12 protein-coding genes are annotated in these 19,430 nt (G+C 48.0%); all 12 read left to right on the top strand.

Going from position 1 to position 19,430, the window contains the following annotated elements:
- Positions 1 to 6: 6 nt before the first annotated feature.
- Genes priA through miaA form a run of 12 tightly spaced genes read left to right on the top strand, consistent with a single transcriptional unit; the run spans position 7 to position 19,355 of the window.
- A complete protein-coding gene (gene priA, locus BLQ16_RS00660) occupies positions 7 to 2,496 on the top strand; it encodes a replication restart helicase PriA (RefSeq protein ID WP_091790830.1) in 2,490 nt (829 codons plus the stop codon).
- Positions 2,497 to 2,519: 23 nt separating this feature from the next.
- Entirely contained in the window at positions 2,520 to 2,975 is a 456-nt protein-coding gene (gene def, locus BLQ16_RS00655) for a peptide deformylase (protein WP_091790829.1), read from the top strand.
- Positions 2,975 to 3,925 (top strand): methionyl-tRNA formyltransferase, encoded by a 951-nt coding sequence (gene fmt, locus BLQ16_RS00650; protein ID WP_091790828.1) that lies wholly within the window; start codon positions 2,975 to 2,977, stop codon positions 3,923 to 3,925. Before def ends, fmt begins: the two co-directional genes overlap by 1 nt.
- 12 nt (positions 3,926 to 3,937) lie before the next feature.
- Positions 3,938 to 4,621 carry a zinc metallopeptidase gene (locus BLQ16_RS00645; RefSeq protein WP_091790827.1) on the top strand — a complete coding sequence of 228 codons (684 nt, stop codon included), beginning with the start codon at positions 3,938 to 3,940 and terminating at the stop codon, positions 4,619 to 4,621.
- The gene (rsmB, locus tag BLQ16_RS00640) at positions 4,614 to 5,969 is read left to right on the top strand and encodes a 16S rRNA (cytosine(967)-C(5))-methyltransferase RsmB (protein ID WP_159427918.1); all 1,356 of its coding nucleotides are present in this window, start codon (positions 4,614 to 4,616) and stop codon (positions 5,967 to 5,969) included. Before BLQ16_RS00645 ends, rsmB begins: the two co-directional genes overlap by 8 nt.
- A complete protein-coding gene (gene rlmN, locus BLQ16_RS00635; RefSeq protein WP_242868921.1) occupies positions 5,962 to 7,029 on the top strand; it encodes a dual-specificity RNA methyltransferase RlmN in 1,068 nt (355 codons plus the stop codon). Before rsmB ends, rlmN begins: the two co-directional genes overlap by 8 nt.
- Before the next feature lie 22 nt (positions 7,030 to 7,051).
- Positions 7,052 to 8,983 (top strand): ABC-F family ATP-binding cassette domain-containing protein, encoded by a 1,932-nt coding sequence (locus BLQ16_RS00630; RefSeq protein WP_091790824.1) that lies wholly within the window; start codon positions 7,052 to 7,054, stop codon positions 8,981 to 8,983.
- Positions 8,976 to 11,450, top strand: coding sequence for a U32 family peptidase (locus BLQ16_RS00625; RefSeq protein ID WP_091790823.1), 2,475 nt, complete (start codon positions 8,976 to 8,978; stop codon positions 11,448 to 11,450). The genes BLQ16_RS00630 and BLQ16_RS00625 overlap by 8 nt, the downstream gene beginning before the upstream one ends.
- A complete protein-coding gene (locus BLQ16_RS00620) occupies positions 11,447 to 13,831 on the top strand; it encodes an endonuclease MutS2 (RefSeq protein ID WP_091790822.1) in 2,385 nt (794 codons plus the stop codon). The genes BLQ16_RS00625 and BLQ16_RS00620 overlap by 4 nt, the downstream gene beginning before the upstream one ends.
- An 8-nt stretch (positions 13,832 to 13,839) precedes the next feature.
- The gene (mutS, locus tag BLQ16_RS00615; protein WP_091790821.1) at positions 13,840 to 16,440 is read left to right on the top strand and encodes a DNA mismatch repair protein MutS; all 2,601 of its coding nucleotides are present in this window, start codon (positions 13,840 to 13,842) and stop codon (positions 16,438 to 16,440) included.
- A 13-nt stretch (positions 16,441 to 16,453) separates the two neighbouring features.
- The gene (gene mutL / locus BLQ16_RS00610; protein WP_091790820.1) at positions 16,454 to 18,421 is read left to right on the top strand and encodes a DNA mismatch repair endonuclease MutL; all 1,968 of its coding nucleotides are present in this window, start codon (positions 16,454 to 16,456) and stop codon (positions 18,419 to 18,421) included.
- A 10-nt stretch (positions 18,422 to 18,431) separates the two neighbouring features.
- The gene (gene miaA / locus BLQ16_RS00605) at positions 18,432 to 19,355 is read left to right on the top strand and encodes a tRNA (adenosine(37)-N6)-dimethylallyltransferase MiaA (protein ID WP_091790819.1); all 924 of its coding nucleotides are present in this window, start codon (positions 18,432 to 18,434) and stop codon (positions 19,353 to 19,355) included.
- Positions 19,356 to 19,430: the final 75 nt, after the last annotated feature.

Raw genomic sequence — 19,430 nt, 5'->3', positions numbered from 1 at the left:
CGGCGTATGTATGTAGAGGTGGTCTTGGATTTACCTTATCCACCGGGCGCCAAAACGTTTACCTACACAGTCCCGAAGAATTTAGAGGCGGATGTTTGTGTCGGCAAGCGCGTCGTGGTTCCTTATGGTAGGGGCAATAAAATAGAGCCGGCTTTCGTGGTTCAATGCACATCGGACATCAAGACATCTAGGGATCTTCAACTAAAAGCCATCGAGGATGTGGCAGATGAAGAGCCGGTTTTGAGTAAAGAACAGGTGACGCTCGGGCTTTGGACGGCGAAGCGCTTTCTCTCACCGATCTACCTGGTTTTTGCGGCGATGCTGCCAGCCCATCTAAAACAAAAACTAGAACAGGTATTGGTGCGCCTTACAGATACGGCTTCTGACCTGGATGGTGGCGAAGAAGAATTATGGACATTTTTAAAGACACCGAAAACGGTTCATCAATTGGATAAGGCCTTTAGCGATTGGCGTCATTCTGCAGAGATATTGGCATCCCAACAGTATATTCAATGGCGGTGGAGAACGCGTCCCTTAAAGGAAAAAAGGATTGCCGTTTACAGCAGTACGATTTTGAAGGATGAGGCATTTGCATCGCTTGAAAAAGAGCTTGCACGGGCACCGCGTCAATATGCGGTATTGTTGGCCCTGTTTGTAGATGGTCCTCAAACGGCAGGCGATTTACGTGAACGCTTTAATGGTATAGATCCGCGCTCAGCTTTAGACGCATTGATTGCCAAAGGGTATGTCTGTAAAGAAGAAAGTTTCCATAGAGCGGCGCTTATGACCGCCGATGCCTTTCATGAAAAAAAAGACGTGGCCCTCTCAGACGAACAAGAGGCTGCCATGTTGGCGATTAGGCAGGCCTTAAATGAGGCCCGCTTTGCTTCTTTTTTGCTACAGGGCATCACCGGTAGCGGAAAAACCGAGCTTTACTTACGGAGTGTTGAAAAAGTACTGGCCAAAGGTAAAACAGCCCTGGTTTTGGTTCCGGAAATATCCTTGACCGATCAAATGTTGGGGCGTTTTGCGGCTAAATTTTCTGAGGATATCGCCCTCTTGCATAGTCGTTTAACCGATAAAGACCGCTATCAACAATGGCAAGATATTCAAGCTGGTCACAGACGCATTGTCATAGGCACCCGAAGCGCGGTTTTTGCCCCCCTGAAAGAAATTGGGATTATTATTGTTGATGAAGGGCACGATGCTGCCTATAAACAAAGTGAGCCGGATCCGCGTTATCATGCGCATACGGTGGCGGAAAAGCGCGCACAAATCAACCAGGCAGTTTTCATTTCCGGCAGCGCAACCCCATCTGTAGACTTGACCTATCGTGCTGAAGCAGGAACCATTCGTCGCCTGTCCATGCATGAGCGGCCGGGTGGTGCAGTCTTGCCCAATATAATTGCTGCAGATATGCGAGATACAAGACAGACCTCATCCATGCTGGGGGGAAAATTAACCTCTGCTTTAGCGGAAGCCTTTTCCCGCGGTGAGCAGGCCCTGCTATATATGAACAGGCGCGGCTATTCAACAGCTTTAATTTGTGACGAGTGTGGTGAAGCTGTTCGCTGTCCCCACTGTGATGTGGCCTTGACTTACCACCAAGGGAAGAATATTTTGCGCTGTCATTATTGTGATTTTATCATCCGCCCGCCACAGGCCTGTCCTTCTTGTGGTGCGCAGGCCTTAAACTATAAGGGGGTTGGCACCGAACAGGTGCAACATATTTTTAAGGGCTTGTTTCCGGACCTTGTATCGGTTCGGTTGGATTCGGATACCGCGCGACAGCAAGGCGATATTTTGCGGCAAATGAAACAAGGCAAAGCCCAGGTCTTAATCGGGACTCAAATGATAGCCAAGGGCCTCGATTTTCCAAATATTACCTTAACCGGGATTATCAATGCGGATTTAGGCTTATATTTACCCGATTATCGTGCCGGGGAGCGGACTTTCCAAGAACTGACCCAGGTTGCCGGACGAACCGGCCGTGGGCATAAACCCGGTACCGTTATTTTGCAGACTAAGCTACCGGACCATCCGGTGATTCAGGCTGTTTTGGCCCAAGATTATGACATGTTTTATAAACATGAAATTCAGGTACGTAAGATGATAGGCTATCCGCCATTTTTTCATTTAATGCAAATCGTTATCAGCGCTGGTGATCGCGATAAGGCTTTGGAAGGCATCACAGAGCTAACGGAGAATTTACGTGCATTGATGCGGGAAGATCCGATAAGCGGTGCTTATTACGTTCCCTTTGCCAATGATGAATCGGCCTTAGGCAATCCGGCCCGTCAGGTAACTTTATTAGGGCCTAGTGCAGCGCCTTTGGAACGCATCCGCAATCGCTGGCGGTTTCAATTGATTTTAAAAGCGCCTTATTTGCCGACGTTGTTGACCGTCGGGACTTGGTGTAAAAATTACCGATTTTCCTCAAGAAAGAGTAAAAGTTTACGTCTGACGGTTGATGTTGATCCGGAAAATATTTTATAGTAGGTGACAGATAAGGAGGACGTATGGCCAGATATACTATTGTAACAGCAGGCGATCCGATTTTGAGAAAAACGGCAAGACCGGTTGATCAAGTAACGGATCGAACGCGTAAAATATTAAACGATATGGCAGATACCATGTATCACGCACAGGGTGTCGGTTTGGCAGCGCCGCAAGTGGGCATTTCAAAGCGTCTTATTGTCGTGGATGTAGGGGACGGCCTTTTACAGTTGGTAAATCCGGTGATAAGTGCTAAAGACGGGATTCAAGAAGGGCCGGAAGGGTGTTTGAGTGTTCCCGGCTTAAACGGCGTTGTTGTGCGCGCCAACCATGTTGTTGTTACCGCGCAAAATGAATACGGCCAGCCGGTCACCATTGACGCGGAAGGCTTTAAAGCACGCGCATTGCAGCATGAAATAGACCATCTGGAGGGTATTTTGTATACCGATAAAGCCAGCTCTGTGGAGCGTGTGGACTGATGCGGCTTATATTTATGGGGACACCCGACTTTGCCGTAACCATTTTAAAGGCTGTTTGCGAAACGGAGCATGAAGTGGTTGCCGTCTATACACAGCCGGATCGCCGGTCGGGTCGTGGCAAAAAAATGCTGGCCCCGGATGTTAAAGTTTTTGCAGAAAGTCGAGGCTTGCCTGTTTTTCAGCCGGACAACCTGCATGATGCAGAGGCTTTTCAAACCTTTCGTGACTTGCACGCCGATGCTGCTGTTGTGGCTGCTTATGGTAAAATTTTACCACCGGCATGGCTGGAGGCCTTGCCTAAAGGTTGTATCAACGTTCATGCCTCCTTGTTGCCAACCTATCGGGGGGCGGCACCGATTCAATGGGCAGTGCGCAATGGAGATGCAGAAAGTGGCATCAGCTTGATGCACATGGAAGAAGGAATGGATACCGGGGGCATTTACGTCCAGGAGCCACTTGCCTTAAACCCTGATGAAGATAGCGATGCTTTATTCAAACGCATGGCTTTATTAGGCGGAGAAAGCATTAAAAAATACTTAACGCCTATTTTAACTGGAGATCTATTGCCGGTCCCGCAAGATGAGGAGAAGGCATCTTATGCGCCGAAATTCGAGCGACAAGATGAAGAGATCAATTGGTCCGATACGGCAGAAAATATTGTGCGACTGAACTTGGCCTTTGGTAAGAGTGTCGGCACTTATAGCTTTTTGGATGGCAAACGTTTGAAGATAAAAGAGATGACGGTATCTGCTGAGAGCGATATCGGTAAGGCACCGGGGACGGTACTGAAAACCAGTAAAGACAAGATTGTTGTGCAGGCGAGAGAAGGGGCCGTCTGTTTATTGACGGTCCAACCGGCAGGTAAAAAAGCAATGCCGATTCACGCCTACCTCAATGGTGCAAAGGTGCAGGTCGGCGATCAGTTTAATCGTTCCGATGTAAAAAAATAGAGAGGTGATCAAATGTATTTTGATGTAACGTTCATACTTTTGATTCCATGTATCATTTTGGGGGTTTACGCGCAAAGCAAGGTTTCCAGGACCTATCATAAATACAACAGTGTTCCGAACTTGCAAGGTTATACCGGGATGGATGTTGCTCGCAAAATGTTGGATGACAATGGCCTTTATAATGTGACCATCAGTCAAATCGGCGGCGAGCTGAGCGATCATTACGATCCGCGCGCCCAAGAAGTTCGCCTGTCTTATGATGTCTACTATGGGGATTCTATTTCTGCCGTAGGAATTGCCGCGCATGAGGTGGGCCATGCCATTCAGCATGCCAAGGGTTATTTTCCCTTGCGTATTCGTAATATGGTCATCCCCATGACAAATTTCGGTAGTTTTTTATACTTGCCTTTGCTGATTCTTGGCATTGTGCTCAGTTCAACACCGCTCATTCGCTGGGGTATTCTGCTCTTTACGCTGATTGTATTTTTCCAAGTCATTACCTTGCCGGTAGAATTTAACGCGTCACATCGCGCTATTATGACCCTTGGTGGAGAGGGAATCTTACAAGCTGATGAATTGACTGGTGCCAAGTCTGTGTTGGGTGCCGCTGCATTGACCTATGTCGCTGCAGCTGTAACGGCTATCTTTCAATTACTGCGTTTAATTCTCATTTTTGGAGGTGGCCGCAGTGACTGAGCATTTTGCGCGGGATATTGCGGTGCAGGTGCTCTATGCTGTTGATGTGGAGGGGGCTTATACCAATCTTGAATTGGATAAAGCCCTTTTTTCTTGTGACCTTCCGACACAGGACAAGGGACTCATCACCGAGCTGGTTTATGGCACAGTGACCTACCGGGATCACCTGGACTTTGTTTTACAAAATTACAGCAACAAACCCGTCAAAAAAATGGACGGCTTGACCCGTCAAATACTGCGCATGGCTTTTTATCAGCTGCTCTTTTTAGACCGGATTCCAGCGCATGCGGCGGTAAATGAAGCCGTTAATACGGCTAAACGGCTGCAAAATAAACACCAACGGTCAGATAAATTTATCAATGCTATTCTGCGCCGTTATCTGGCGGATGAGGGCCCAATTCAATGGCCGGATAGGCGAAAGAATACAGCCGGCTACTTTGCCAAGTATTACAGCTTTCCGCAATGGATGGTGGATACATGGCTGAAAGAATATGGCAAGGCAGGAGCAGAGCAATTCTGCCAATATATGAATGCGAAGGCCCCCTTAGTGGCTCGTGTGAACACCTTGCGGGTATCCCGGGAGCAATTAATTGACAACTTGGCAAAAGAAAATATTTCTGCCATACCTCTTGACGCGATTCCGGAAGCACTTGTTTTACAAACGCCCGGGTCTCTACGTGATATCAAGGCCTTTCAAGAAGGAAAGTTTATCATCCAGGATACATCTTCTATGCTGGTGGCGCACGCGCTGTCACCTCAAGCGCATGACCGCATTGCAGATCTGTGCGCGGCACCGGGCGGAAAGACTACCCATATTGCGGCATTGATGCAAGATAAGGGCCGTGTGGATGCCTTTGATTTGCACGCTCACCGGGTTCAATTGATTCAGGAAAATGCTCGACGCCTGGGCATTACCTGTATTGAGGCCTCTGTACAGGATGGCACTCAATTTTTACCTGATGTGCCGTATGACCGTGTGCTTGTGGACGCCCCCTGCTCTGGCTTGGGGGTTCTGAACCGGCGGCCGGATGCACGCTGGCACCGTAGACGTCAACAGATTCCAGACTTAGTAGCCTTGCAAGGCCAACTGCTGGATCGGGCAGCAGAGGCTGTGAAGCCGGGTGGTATCTTGCTGTACAGCACCTGCACAACGCTTCGTGCTGAAAATGAAGACCAGACTGAGGCGTTTTTAGCGCGCCACCCTGAATTTATTCCTGAGCCGCTTCCTAAGCTTCTGAGCCCCTTCCTGTCCGAGGAAGGAGCAAGCGATTGTCGAATTATTCCGCAACGTGATCAGATGGATGGTTTTTACCTGGCGAAATTTAGAAAGGGCAATGAGCATGGCTGATTTGAGAAACCTGTCCTTCGCGGAACTAGCCGCACTACTGGCCACTTACGGAGAACCGTCTTTTCGCGCCAAACAACTATTTGCCTGGCTGCACAACCGGCAGATCAATGACCTGGCGGAAGCCCATAACATCAGTCACAGGCTAGTAGAGCGTCTTACAGAAGACGGCTATGGCATCCACCCACCACACTGCATGCGCCGGCAAGTCTCAAAAGATGGAACGGAAAAATATCTTCTTGAGTTGGAAGACGGGCTGCTCATTGAATGTGTCTTAATGAAATACCGTGGAGATTACAGCAAGCAGCGCAACACCTTATGTGTTTCCAGTCAAGTGGGCTGTGCCATGGGCTGCTCTTTCTGTGCCACTGGAACCTTGGGCTTTTCTCGCCAGCTGTCGGTGGCGGAAATTTTGGGACAAGTTTATGCCAGCAACGCTTTATTAAAAGAGGATGCTGAACCCATGCAGGTGCGCAACCTTGTGTTCATGGGCATGGGCGAACCCTTTGCCAATTTTGATGCGGTTATGAAGGCCATTGAGATTCTTTGCGATAAACGCGGCGCAGATATGGCACAACGCCGGATGACCATTTCCACTTGTGGCCTGGTGCCTGAAATCAAGCGCTTTGCTGATTTGCAAACAGATATCGGTTTGGCCATTTCTTTACATGCCTCCAATGACGAGACACGCCAAGCCTTGATGCCTGTTGACAAAACCTATCCGCTGGCTGACCTAATGGAGGCCTGCCACTACTATTGTAATAAAACCGGTCGGCGCATTAGTTTTGAATATGCTCTGATCGCCGGTGTCAATGACGGGAAAAAAGAAGTTTCCGAATTGGTCCATCTGGTTAAGGGCATTGATTGCCATTTTAACATTATTCCGGTGAATCCGGTTTCCGGGAAAAATTTTTCAAAGCCGAGCGTTCAGGCATCTCGTGCCTTCCAACAAAAACTGACCGCCCACGGACTCCTAGCCAGTATCCGCGAAGAAAAAGGCGCTGATATTGATGGTGCATGCGGTCAATTAAAGGCCAATTATTTAAAGCCCCTATCGTCATAGTTTAGAAAAAAGAGGTGAGACAATGATTGCTTTGCAAGGAACGAACTTAAGCCATGCCTATATTGTAGAGCCCACTTTTGAACACTTGTCTTTTGCCATTCAAGCAGGTGAAAAGATTGGCTTGATTGGCCCTAACGGGGCTGGGAAAACCACCCTTTTTAAATGTCTCACCGGAGAACTTGCCCTTGAATCGGGGCAAATCAGCCTTGCGCGCGATTGCAGCATGGGCTATTTAGAGCAACGCATTGACTTCAAATCCAATACCAGCCTACTGGACAGCATGATGGCGGTCTTTGAAGATGTTCTGGCCATGCGGCAGCGAATGAGCGCCTTAGAGCACGATATGAGTGCCGCTTCGGAAGACAAGCTGGCGGCAATCTATGAGACCTATGCTGAATTGACGCATGAATACGAACGATTGGGTGGCTATAGCGTTGAGAGTCGGGTTAAAGGGGTTGTGCAGGGGCTTGGTTTTTCTGAAGCGGATTACGACCGTCCCTTGGATACCTTCAGTGGTGGGGAACGCACGCGCTTGGAGTTGGCGGCACTATTGGTGCGGGAACCGGATATTCTGCTTCTCGATGAGCCGACCAACCATTTGGATTTGAATGCCTTAGAATGGTTGGAAACCTATCTAAAAAATTATCGTGGCAGCTTGTTGCTGATCAGTCACGACAGATATTTCTTAGATCAAGTGGTGACGCGCATTTTAGAGCTGGATCATGGCGTATTAACGTCCTATACGGGAAATTATTCTCGTTACTTGCTGTTGAAAGCCGAAGCAGAGGCAGCGCAAGAGAAGGCTTTTGCCAGTCAACAGAGAATGCTGGCAAAAGAACAAGCCTATATTGAAAAGAACCGCGCCGGCCGCATGGCCAAGCAAGCCCGGGGTCGTGAAAAGAAGCTGGCCCGGATAGAGCTTATCAATAACGTTCAAAGCCAAAAAAAGGCGCATTTGCGTCAATTTGATGTGGATACATCTGCTAAAATCGTACTGGATATTCAAGACCTCTCTAAAAGCTTCGGAGCCGAGACGGTCTTTCATGATTTAAACCTAACGGTTTTTCGCCAGGACCGTATTGGCATTATAGGGCCAAACGGTTGCGGAAAATCAACCCTACTCAAGACCATTATCGGTCAGTTGCCGGCAGATGGTGGGGATGTCGCTTTTGGCTCTCGTGTGCAATGGGCTTATTATGATCAAGAGCAATCGCGATTGAATTTTGACAGTACGGTTTTAGATCAAGTTTTGTACAATAGCTACCTGGACTTGCCGGAATCTCGAGCAGAGTTGGCAAAAATGCTTTTCACGGAAAATGACTGGGAAAAGCGCGTTGGCAGTTTATCCGGTGGCGAAAAAGCCCGTTTATCTTTGCTGATGCTTTTGTTGGAACAGCCGAACTTTATCATTATGGACGAACCAACCAATCATTTGGACATTGCGTCCAAGCGGATTATGGAAGACTATTTGCAAACGTATAAGGGGACCCTGCTAATTGTCAGCCATGACCGGTATTTTTTGGACCAAGTTACGGAAAAAACCTGGGCCTTTGAAAATCAGGGCATCCAAATCTACTATGGCAACTATTCTTATTATCGTGAAAAAAAAGCTGAACAGCGTGAAATGGAGGCCTTAAAAAAGATCTCGCTAACCGCTCCGGATGCTCCGCACCAGCAAAGCTCGCCCACAGCGAAGACGACCAAGCGTAATATCAGTAAGAGTAAGCTGCGTAAAACGATTGCAGATTGTGAACTGGCCATTGCAGAAAAGGAAGCCGCTTTAGCAGATGCGGAAGAAGCCATCTTGACGGCGGCAAAAGATTATACGGAAGACGCTTTGGCCACCTATGAGGCACATGTGCAGCAAAAGGAGCGGCTGGAAGCTGAATTGGAAGAATTATACCAAACCTGGAGCCACTCGAGCGATTTACTGGAGGAACTGACCCATGAATAAGGTAGAGTTGTTGGCGCCGGCCGGTGATTTATCTTGTCTAAAAACTGCGATTAACCTTGGGGCTGATGCGGTCTATTTTGGCGCCCAGGCCTTTAGTGCAAGAGCCTATGCAAAAAACTTTTCGCCGGAAGACATTCGAGAGGGCATTGCCTACGCCCATCATTACGGCTCTAAGGCCTACTGCGCCTTCAATACCATTTTATTTAACGATGAATTGGCAGAAGCCTTGGCCACCGTATACGATTTGTACGATATGGGTATTGATGCCTTGATTATTCAGGACCTGGGATTGGCTGAGCTTTTGCGCTCCGAATTACCGGAATTGGCGCTACATGGCTCTACCCAAATGGTGATCCACAACCCGGAGGGGGCGCGTCAACTGGCTGACTTGGGGTTTGAACGGGTGGTCCTGGCTAGAGAGTGTACCCTTCAAGATATCCAGGCCATCCATGCTGCAACGCCAATCGAATTGGAAGTCTTTATTCACGGAGCCCTTTGCATGGGGTATTCTGGCAATTGCCTGATGAGCAGTTTCTGTGGCGGGCGAAGCGGTAATCGTGGTGCCTGTGCTCAGCCTTGTCGGCAAATGTATCGCTTAACTGATGACAAAAATGGCTTGTTGTCAGAAGGGCATTTGTTGAGCATGAAAGATTTATGCACCTTGCCACAAGTCCCCCAGTTGCTTGAACTGGGCATTACTTCTCTTAAAATTGAAGGGCGCATGAAGAAAGAAGCTTATATTGCTTCGACGGTCGGCGCTTACCGCAAGCAGATTGACGCCTGCCTGGCGCACAAGCCACTCAGCAAGAAACAATTGAATGCAGAAATTGACAGCATGGCACAAATCTACAATCGTGGCGGGTTTACGCAAGGCTATATCGGTCAGGCAGACAAGCAAGACCTGCTCAGCACCAAATTGGCCAATCACAAGGGGATTCCTTTGGGGCAGGTGAAAAGCGTTCAGAGTGGAGAAATGATCGTTAACTTGCAGGTGCCGGTGGCCTTAGGTGACGGATATGTGCTGCTTGACGCAGATGACAATGTGCTGTCCGGGGGATATATAAACGCCTTAAAGTCTTCAGGCAAGCCGGTACGCGGGGCAAGGGTTGGACAAACGGTTTCTATTCCGCTGCAGTTGAAAAAAGCACCGACAGGACCGGTTAAGCTTTTTAAGAGTTATGACAACAGTTTGGTAAAGGAGCTGGCACGACGGGAAAAATTGCTGCCACCAAGAAAATCGGTCTTGGATATTTATCTGTTTGCCAATATTGGAGAAAAGCTAACGGCTCAAGTGATGGTCTCAGATCAAGAAATGCCCATCACTGTAGAAGATGATTATATTGTACAGGAAGCCACCGGCAAGGCCCTTGAATTGGACGTCATTCGTCAGCAGATGGACCGGTTGGGCGGAACGCGTTTTTCCTTGGGCGCAGTTGAAGTAGAGGCTGACGGAGACATTTTCATTCCTGTCAGTGTTTTAAATCGCCTGCGGCGGGCTGCTGTTGCAGCCTGCAGTGAAGTAGCATCTTCCGAACCAAAGCGTGGTCAAGAAACATTTATGGACGGTGCTTTCGCCTACTTAGATGCCATTGCACCACAAATTAAATTGTGGCCAAAGCCAAAATTATCAGTGGCTGTAGGCACGCCCGGTCAAGCGCATTTGGCGATTCAAAACGGGGCCGACCATATTATTATTAAATGCTCCGCCTTACCAGGCGCATTTAACTGGCAGGAGCAAGACATCCAGTCATTGCTGGAACAAGGCTGTGAGCTAAGCGCTCAGGAAGGACCGATTGTTATGCAGGCGCACCAAGCAGAGTCTGACTGGCGCTTGCGTCAACTGGCGCAATGGGGTGTTGAAACCTGCTATATCAGTAATATTTCTCAGAGCCGGATGGATCAAGTATATGATATGATAAAGGGAGATTATCCGCTGAACATTACCAATGACGCAGATGTGCATTTTTGGATGCAGCGCGGCCTTTCAGCCTTAACCCTGTCGCCTGAACTCAGTGCTGACCAAATCAATGACCTGTCGGCTGTAGGCAACATCCCTTTGGAGATAATTGTCGCAGGTCGGTACCCCCTTCTGCAGAGCGCATATGGTGACCTGGCACCGCAATCGCTGGCGGAAACCGATGCAAGGCGGCGGTTAAAGCAAGGAAGCGGCGCGTTTTTCCCTGTCTCTGAAAACAGCTACGGCGACCTTCTGGTCTTAAACGGACGCCTGCTGTCGCTGTATGAACATATAGATCTTTTGTCGTCATTGTCGCTGGATGCATGGCGTATTGAAGGCGCTTACTTATCCGATACAGACCTGTCCGACCTGGTTCGCGTATTTGCCAATGCGCTGAATCAATATGATGCAGGAAAATCCATTTACAATCCGACTGATGCCGCTCTCCTGTCGGCCTTGACCCAGGAAGCGCCGGCTGATGAACAATTTATGCGAGGAGTGTTTCAATGAGTGGATCTGCTGCTTTAGCGGATGAAAAGACATTACGAAAACTGGATTATTTTAAAATCACCTCCCTTCTTGAAAAAGAATGCTTATCTCAACTGGGAAAAAATGCTGCCGGCGAATTGCGTCCCATAACATCAGCGCATTTCATTTCTTTATTGCAGCAGGAAAGCAAAGAGGCCTTGTGGCTTTTAGAAGTTGATGGCGATATTCCCCTAGGCGGCATTCATGACATTACAGAATTGCTTAAGTCGGTTAAGGTCGGCGCCGTCATTGATGGGGCGTCGTTTTTGCGCATCTATACGGTTCTTTATGCAACAAAACGGTTAAAAAGATTTCTAACTGAAAAATACAGTTCATCCCAAATTCCTGCCTTGGCAGATTGGGCAGTGAGTTTGCGCGTATTTGAAACGCTTGAAAAAAGTATTCAACGGAAAATAGGCGATGATGGTGAAGTCCTGGACCATGCGTCTGATAAATTGGCGACCATTCGGCAAAAAAAATCCGCCTTACGTCAGCAGGTTCGCAATCAAATGGATCACATGCTCCACAGTCGTCAGTATGAAGACTATTTTCAAGACCATATTTTAACCATCCGTAACGAACGTTTTGTTTTTGCCATAAAATCCGCCTACCGGTCAAAGATGCCCGGTATTATTCACGATCAAAGTGCCAGCGGGGCAACTTTATTCATTGAGCCCTTGTCCTTGGTTGAAAAAAATAACACGGTGGCCGCCCTTGAAGCAGCTGATAAAGAAGAAGTTTTACGGATTTTATCTGAAATGGCCGACCTGCTCAGGCCCTATGTCTCAGATTTAATGAAAAATCTGGACATTTTAGGTCACTTGGACTTAACTTTTGCCAAGGCGCGTTTGGCATTAAAAATGAAAGCTGTATCACCAAGCATTTCTGAAGGCGCATCTTTTACATTTTATCAGGCGAGGCACCCGCTTTTGGCGCCTGAAACGGTCGTCCCCATTGATGTAGGGTTAGGAGAAGAGCGACAGGCCCTGGTCATTACCGGTCCCAATACAGGCGGGAAGACTTTAACGCTCAAAACGGCCGGCCTGCTGATTTTAATGCACCAGTCGGGTATGGCCATCCCGGTGCGTGAAGATAGTCAAATCGGTATTTTTCGTCGGATTTATGCGGATATCGGCGATGAACAGAGCATTGAACAATCGCTCAGCACCTTTTCGGCGCACCTGACAAATATTTGCCAAATTTTGCCCGAACTGGGGCCGGATACCTTGGTCCTTTACGATGAGCTTGGTGCCGGGACAGATCCATCGGAAGGGGCCTCTTTGGCCATCGCCATTTTGGAAGAATCGCTTTCAAGAGGCAGCCGTATTTTGGCAACGACCCATTACAGTCGTTTAAAACGTTTTGCCTACCACTGGCCGGGTGTGAGCAATGCCAGTGTGGAATTTGACGTTGAAACCTTGCAGCCCACCTATCGGCTCTTAATCGGTGTACCGGGCAACAGCAATGCTTTCGCCATTGCTGAGCGCATTGGTTTAAATCCAGCGGTCATTCACCGGGCCGTGGAACTCTCTGAAGAAGCCGAAAATGAAACGGAGCGCATGATCAAAAACTTGCAAAACGAACAATTGCGGACTGCCGAACTGGAACGGGAGCTGCATGAGCGCTCACAACTTCTAAAAGCAGAAGCGGAGAAGCTATCGCAAAAAGAAATGTCGCTCCTTCAACAGGAAGAAGCCATGCTGGCACACAGCAAAGACAAGGCCGCCAAAATTCTCAGTGAGGCGCGTGCTGAAGCGGATGTGATCGAACAGGAACTCCGCCGCTTGCGTAAGGACGCCTCTCAAGAAGGGGTTAGCCAAGTTCGGAACCTGCGCAAACGTGCGGCAAAAGGTGCCGCGGCTTTGCGAACCAAAAAAGAGATTTCGACCCATAAACCGCTCACCCTTGATGAAATCAGCCTTGGTCAAGAGGTTTTTTTACCTAAGTTTTCTCAATCTGCGACCGTTTTGGCCTTACCGGATAAAAAAGGCGATCTTCTGGTGCAAGCCGGTCCAATGAAATTAAATGTTAACGTAAAAGATTTAACCCATGCTGGCGGGCAAGGAAAAAACCGTCAAAACTTGCGTCCCAAACAGTCTGCCGGGAAAAAAGTCAAAGCTGTTTCTACCGAGCTTGATCTACGCGGTCAATATCCGGAAGACGGCGTTGCTTTAATGGATAAATATTTAGATCAAGCGGTTATGAACAATTTAAATGAAGTCACCGTCATTCACGGCAAAGGCACCGGAATACTACGACAAGCGGTGCAAACGGCCTTAAAGGAGAATCGTCAAGTTAAATCTTTTCGGCTTGGTGATTTTAACGAAGGCGGAGACGGGGTTACCATTGTTCGCTTAAAGTAGGAGGATTTATGATAGGCACAACACCGATGTTTAAACAGTACCATGCCATCAAAGCTGATCATAAGGATGCCATCCTTTTTTTTAGAATGGGCGATTTTTATGAGATGTTCGGTGATGATGCAAAAACGGCCAGTGACATTCTGGGACTGGCCCTAACCGCACGTGATGGCGGCAAGGTTAAAGTACCGATGTGTGGTGTGCCGTTTCACTCCGCTGATGCTTATATAGCCACCTTGGTCAATGCCGGGCATAAGGTGGCCATCTGTGAACAGGTGGAAGACCCTAAGGAGGCAAAAGGGTTGGTCCGGCGGGATGTCATCCGGGTCATTACACCGGGCGTTGTTTTGGACGATCAAATGCTGGCAAAAGACCATAATTATATCGCTTCTCTGGCTTCAATCGGCAAAAAATACAGTTTTGCCATTGCTGATGCGTCAACCGGCCAATTTTTTGCGCTATACCCGACCGATCAAAAGACCGCCTTGGATGAATTGGAGCGCTATCATCCGGTTGAAGTAATTTATAATGATGCACAGAGTGATATGTTGCCAAGGGTAAAAGATATTCTTGGGGAGTCGGGCATTCAATATAATGGCCATTATGCTTTTGCTTTTCGGCTGGATGAAGCGGAAGCCTATTTGAAAAAGCATTTTGCGGTGAACAGCTTAGATGTTTACGGCTATGATGACAGCGCCCAAGAAGGAGCGGCTATTGCTGCAGCCGGCGCGTTATTAAATTATATTGAAACCATGCAGAGGAGTAAGGCGACCAATATCGGCCGGTTTTATATAACGCATATCAATGATTACATGGTTATAGACCGCGCCACTCGCTACAATTTAGAATTGGAACAAGCCCTGGTCTTTAATGACGGCTCAGCGAGCCTTTTGGATATTTTAGACCATACAAAAACCGCTTTTGGCCGCCGACAGTTGCGCCAGTGGCTGGAGCATCCCCTGACCAAGCGTAAAGACATTGAAAAGCGATTGGAAGCGACAGATGAGCTGTTCCAGGCGCATCATATTCGTGAACTTCTAGGAGATCGGCTTGGTCATATCATGGATATGGAGCGGATTACATCTAGGATTTCCTATCAAACCGCCAATGCAAAAGATTTGTTGTCTTTGAAGCAGTCGCTGGAACAACTTCCGGAAATCAAAGAGATTATAGCGGGGCTGTCCGCTGAGACATTTACGAGTATTTATCAAACCTTTGATCCCTTGCAAGATATTCGCGCCTTGCTTGAGCGGGCCATTTCGCCTGAAGCGCCCTTTTCTTTACGGGACGGTGGCATTATTCGTGATGGCTATCATGATGAAGTGGACCAATTGCGGCAAATGGTCGGTGCCGGTGAAAACTGGCTGACGGATTTTATTGAGCAAGAACGGGCACGAACCGATATAAAAAATTTGAAAATCGGTTATAACAAGGTGTTCGGCTATTATATTGAGATTACCAAGAGCCAACTGGAAAAGGCCCCAACAGATTATGAGCGGAAACAAACATTGGCCAATTCAGAGCGATATATCACACCGGCATTAAAAGACATGGAAGCCCGGATGTTGGGGGCAAATGATCGGTTGAAGGCATTAGAATATGACCTTTTTGTTGATTTGCGTAGCCAGTTGGCCGCCCATATTAAGCGCATTTTAAACACCAGCCGACTTCTGGCTGTTTTAGATGTTCATGCTGCCTTGGCCACCTGTGCCATTGTCAATCGCTATACGCGGCCGGAGCCTCTGGAAAAAGGGTTTGACGTTACAAACCTGCGCCATCCGATGGTTGAGTTGGCAGTCGGCGCCGGGAATTACGTTGCCAATGCGGTCGAATTCGATCCAGAAACATCGCGGTTTATTCTCCTAACCGGGCCCAATATGAGCGGTAAAAGCACTTATTGTCGGAGCATTGCCATTGCGGCCATCATGATGCAGATCGGGTCCTTTGTACCGGCGGACTCGGCACGTATGGCGGTTGTCGACCGGGTTTTTGCGCGGATTGGAGCCAGTGATCAATTGTCGCGTGGCCAAAGTACCTTCATGGTTGAGATGAATGAGGTTTCTAATATTTTAAACCATGCCACTGAACACTCGCTTATTGTATTGGATGAAGTTGGTCGTGGAACCAGCACCTATGATGGCCTATCCATCGCTTATGCAATAGTCCGTTATATTAATACGCGTATTCGCGCCATGACTATTTTTGCGACCCACTATCACGAATTAACTGTTTTGGCGGATGAAGAGGGGATTGTTAACCGCTCCGTTGCCGTGGATGACATGGGTACAGATATTGTGTTTCGACACACGATTATTGAAGGGCCTGCCAGTAAAAGTTACGGGATTCATGTCGGCAAGATGGCCGGTTTGCCGTCAGAGCTGATTGCCATGGCGGAAAATACGCTCAATACCTTAGAGCAGGCAGAGCATGTTGATTTAAATAAAGTTGATGATGGGGATATTTATCGGCGTGAACGGACTTTGGACTTGGAACGTTTTGTTCAATCCATGGCCGATTGGGATCTTGACGACCTGGCCATTGGCGATTTATTAAATCAAGCTATCAAATGGAAAAAAGAAGCCTTAACACTGACGGATCATAAGATACTATAGAAAGGCTGATTGTATGGGGCAAATTCGCATTCTCAGCACACAAATTGCCAATAAAATAGCTGCTGGCGAGGTCATTGAACGACCGGTATCCGTGGTAAAGGAACTTTTGGAAAATGCAATTGATGCCGGTGCCGATACCATTGAAATAAAATTACTGGGTGGGGGCTTGCGCCTTATTCAAGTGACGGATAACGGTTGCGGTATGGTTAAAGAAGACTTACCGCTGGCTTTTGAGCGTCATGCTACGAGTAAAATAAAAGATTTTAACGATTTATTCGCCTTGCACAGTTTTGGCTTTCGCGGCGAAGCCTTGGCCAGCATTGCAACGGTTAGCCAGGTCAATATCACCAGCGGTGTCGATAAAAAAGAAACCGCCTGGCAATATACACCTGCAGCGGAGCAGGAGGAAAGATTTGAACCCTCAGCCCCCCGACAGGGAACTCAGCTGGAGGTTCGTAATCTTTTTTATAATGTCCCGGCGCGGCGCAAGTTTGTAAAATCGGAAGCCTATGAGTTTGGCCTTGTGGCGGAATTATTCAGCGTATATGCAACCGCATATCCGACCATTACCCTGATGTTGTGGCATAACGACCAGCTTATTTACACGACGGTCGGTCGTGATTCGGCTGAAGACCGTTTTGTCTATTTTCGCAGCTCTGATTTGAGCGGTCACCTCTTGCATTTACAGCCAACAGAACTTGCCCCGGGCATCCAGGCTGAAGCTTGGATGAGTGATGCCACCGTTACGCGTAAAAACCGTAAAGAAATGACGATTTTTGTCAATGGGCGGTGGGTAAAAAATCGTGACATCAATACCTTGATCGAGAATGCTTACCACACTTATATACCTAGTGGCCGTTTTCCGTCTGTTCTGCTGAAGCTTTCTGTCCCGGCGGATGTTTTAGATGTTAATATTCATCCGGCCAAGACAACTGTAAAAATTGCCCATCCGGGGCTATGGCAGACACAGTTGGAAGATGCTATCCGGGATGTCATCTGGCAGGACCATGTCGCCTTGGCCTTTACACCTGCCGCCATGGCTTCTGATGAGAAAAATGGTGCGAGGGAAACCGGAGAAGAGGCTGACGGGTCTTTGCAAGACTTGTTATCAGCTGAAACTGATATCAGCTCGATGGGTGGGCATACTTTTCCGATGCCTCAACGCCTTTCATTCACCGCACCTGATGAAGCTATAATGCCGGCTCCGGCAGACGATGAGAAGCCAAGGCAAGTAGCGGACCAAGCATATCCTTATCAGCTGGAGTCAAATTTACAGGAAGCGGTTCTTGGAGCAGCCGAGGCGGCAAAGGACCAATCTGCAACGCGTGGATTTTTAAGCAGCTCCTTGGACGCTGCACTTGATGACCCCTTATCGGTCGGTGAGCTGGCGTCTCTACAAGTGATTGGTCAACTGAACAATACCTTTATTTTGGCTCAAAATAAGAACGCTCTATACATCATTGATCAACATACCTGCCATGAACGCATCCTCTATGACAGCCTCATGCAAGTAGAGCGGACACAAGATGTCTCTGCCCAGCGTCTTTTACATCCTTTTCAGCTGTCCTTAACCCCGGCACAAAAAGAAACGGCCAACCGGGCTATTTTGGTCCTGAGGGATATGGGCATCATTATTGAAATTGACGAGGACGACCACTATAATATTATCGCCTTGCCCGCAACTCTGGTGCAAGTTCCCAATATACAGGGTTTTATTTTAGATATATTGGCCCTCTTTGAAGATAAGCCCCGCCTTACTTTGGCCGAGTTGCGGGAAGAGTTATTGACCACTCGTGCCTGCAAGTCGGCGGTGAAGGCAAATTGGCCCTTAAGTCATGCAGAACAACACGCGCTGATACAGAGTTTATCAAAACTCTCAACCCCTAAGACATGTCCTCATGGGCGGCCAATATTTATTGAAATCAGCATGAACGAACTCTATCGATTTTTTAAACGCGGTAGTTTTACGGCAAAACCGTAAAGGAGAGCATATGCAAAAGTTATTGGTTCTGGTGGGACCAACAGCCAGCGGCAAGACAGATTTAAGCATTCGTGTGGCCCAGGCCTTAGATGCCGAAATAATATCCGGCGATTCTATGCAAATTTATCGAGGAATGGCCATTAGTACGGCGCAGCCATCGATAGAAGAAATGTGTGGCATTCCTCATTACGGCATCGCTGAACGAGAACCGACCCAAGCTTATTCGGCAGCTCAGTTTCAAAAGGCAGCGCGGCAGCACATTAGAGAAATTGCCGAGCGCCACAAAGTGCCTTTTGTCGTGGGGGGGACCGGACTGTATGTCAACGGGCTTATTTATGATTTTCAGTTTGCCGATACCGATGCCCATTATCGGAGTGAGGCGGAAAATTACATAAAGTGTCATGGCTTGCAAGCCGCCGTTGACCTTTTACAAGACCAGGCGTCCGAATTGATGGTCGGTGTAGAGCCAACCGATGAACGGCGTGTTACCCGTGCCTTGGAATTGCTATATTTACGGCAAGTGGACACGGCTCAACATCGTATGACAGAGAGGTACGCCTACAGCCCTTATGACTTGCACTTTTTTTGTTTAACGATGGATAGGGCGCGTCTTTATGAGCGGATTAATGCGCGGGTAGATCAAATGATGGCGCAAGGTCTTTTGGCTGAAGTGAAGGCAATACGGGCCTTGGGCTTACCGTCGGATACGCCGGCCATGCGGGCGATTGGGGTTAAAGAGTTTATCCCCTATTTTAACGGTGATATTGGCTTAGAAGAAGCGGTGCGAACGGTCAAAAAAAATACGCGCCGATTTGCCAAACGCCAATTAACCTGGTTCCGTCGCGATCCTAATTTACAGTGGATTGATCTGGACCAGGTCAGTCGGGAGGAAGCTGCTCAATTAATTGTTGAGGCCTATCAAGCTGAGCGATAATATTTTTAGATATAAAAACTTTTCATTATCGTCAAGGCATGATAAAATAGATTAGATATTGTATTTTATTGATAT

Source organism: Peptococcus niger, assembly GCF_900101835.1.
GTDB classification, from domain to species: domain Bacteria; phylum Bacillota; class Peptococcia; order Peptococcales; family Peptococcaceae; genus Peptococcus; species Peptococcus niger.
This window is presented reverse-complemented; position numbering and strand designations above follow the sequence as displayed.

Excerpts from the sequence above, each read along its gene's own strand:
- miaA (WP_091790819.1), top strand. The coding sequence starts at position 18,432 with ATGCAAAAGTTATTGGTTCTGGTGGGACCAACAGCCAGCGGCAAGACA.
- BLQ16_RS00625 (WP_091790823.1), top strand. The coding sequence starts at position 8,976 with ATGAATAAGGTAGAGTTGTTGGCGCCGGCCGGTGATTTATCTTGTCTA.
- priA (WP_091790830.1), top strand. The coding sequence starts at position 7 with ATGTATGTAGAGGTGGTCTTGGATTTACCTTATCCACCGGGCGCCAAA.
- BLQ16_RS00620 (WP_091790822.1), top strand. The coding sequence starts at position 11,447 with ATGAGTGGATCTGCTGCTTTAGCGGATGAAAAGACATTACGAAAACTG.
- rlmN (WP_242868921.1), top strand. The coding sequence starts at position 5,962 with ATGGCTGATTTGAGAAACCTGTCCTTCGCGGAACTAGCCGCACTACTG.
- BLQ16_RS00630 (WP_091790824.1), top strand. The coding sequence starts at position 7,052 with ATGATTGCTTTGCAAGGAACGAACTTAAGCCATGCCTATATTGTAGAG.
- def (WP_091790829.1), top strand. The coding sequence starts at position 2,520 with ATGGCCAGATATACTATTGTAACAGCAGGCGATCCGATTTTGAGAAAA.
- mutL (WP_091790820.1), top strand. The coding sequence starts at position 16,454 with ATGGGGCAAATTCGCATTCTCAGCACACAAATTGCCAATAAAATAGCT.
- fmt (WP_091790828.1), top strand. The coding sequence starts at position 2,975 with ATGCGGCTTATATTTATGGGGACACCCGACTTTGCCGTAACCATTTTA.
- mutS (WP_091790821.1), top strand. The coding sequence starts at position 13,840 with ATGATAGGCACAACACCGATGTTTAAACAGTACCATGCCATCAAAGCT.
- BLQ16_RS00645 (WP_091790827.1), top strand. The coding sequence starts at position 3,938 with ATGTATTTTGATGTAACGTTCATACTTTTGATTCCATGTATCATTTTG.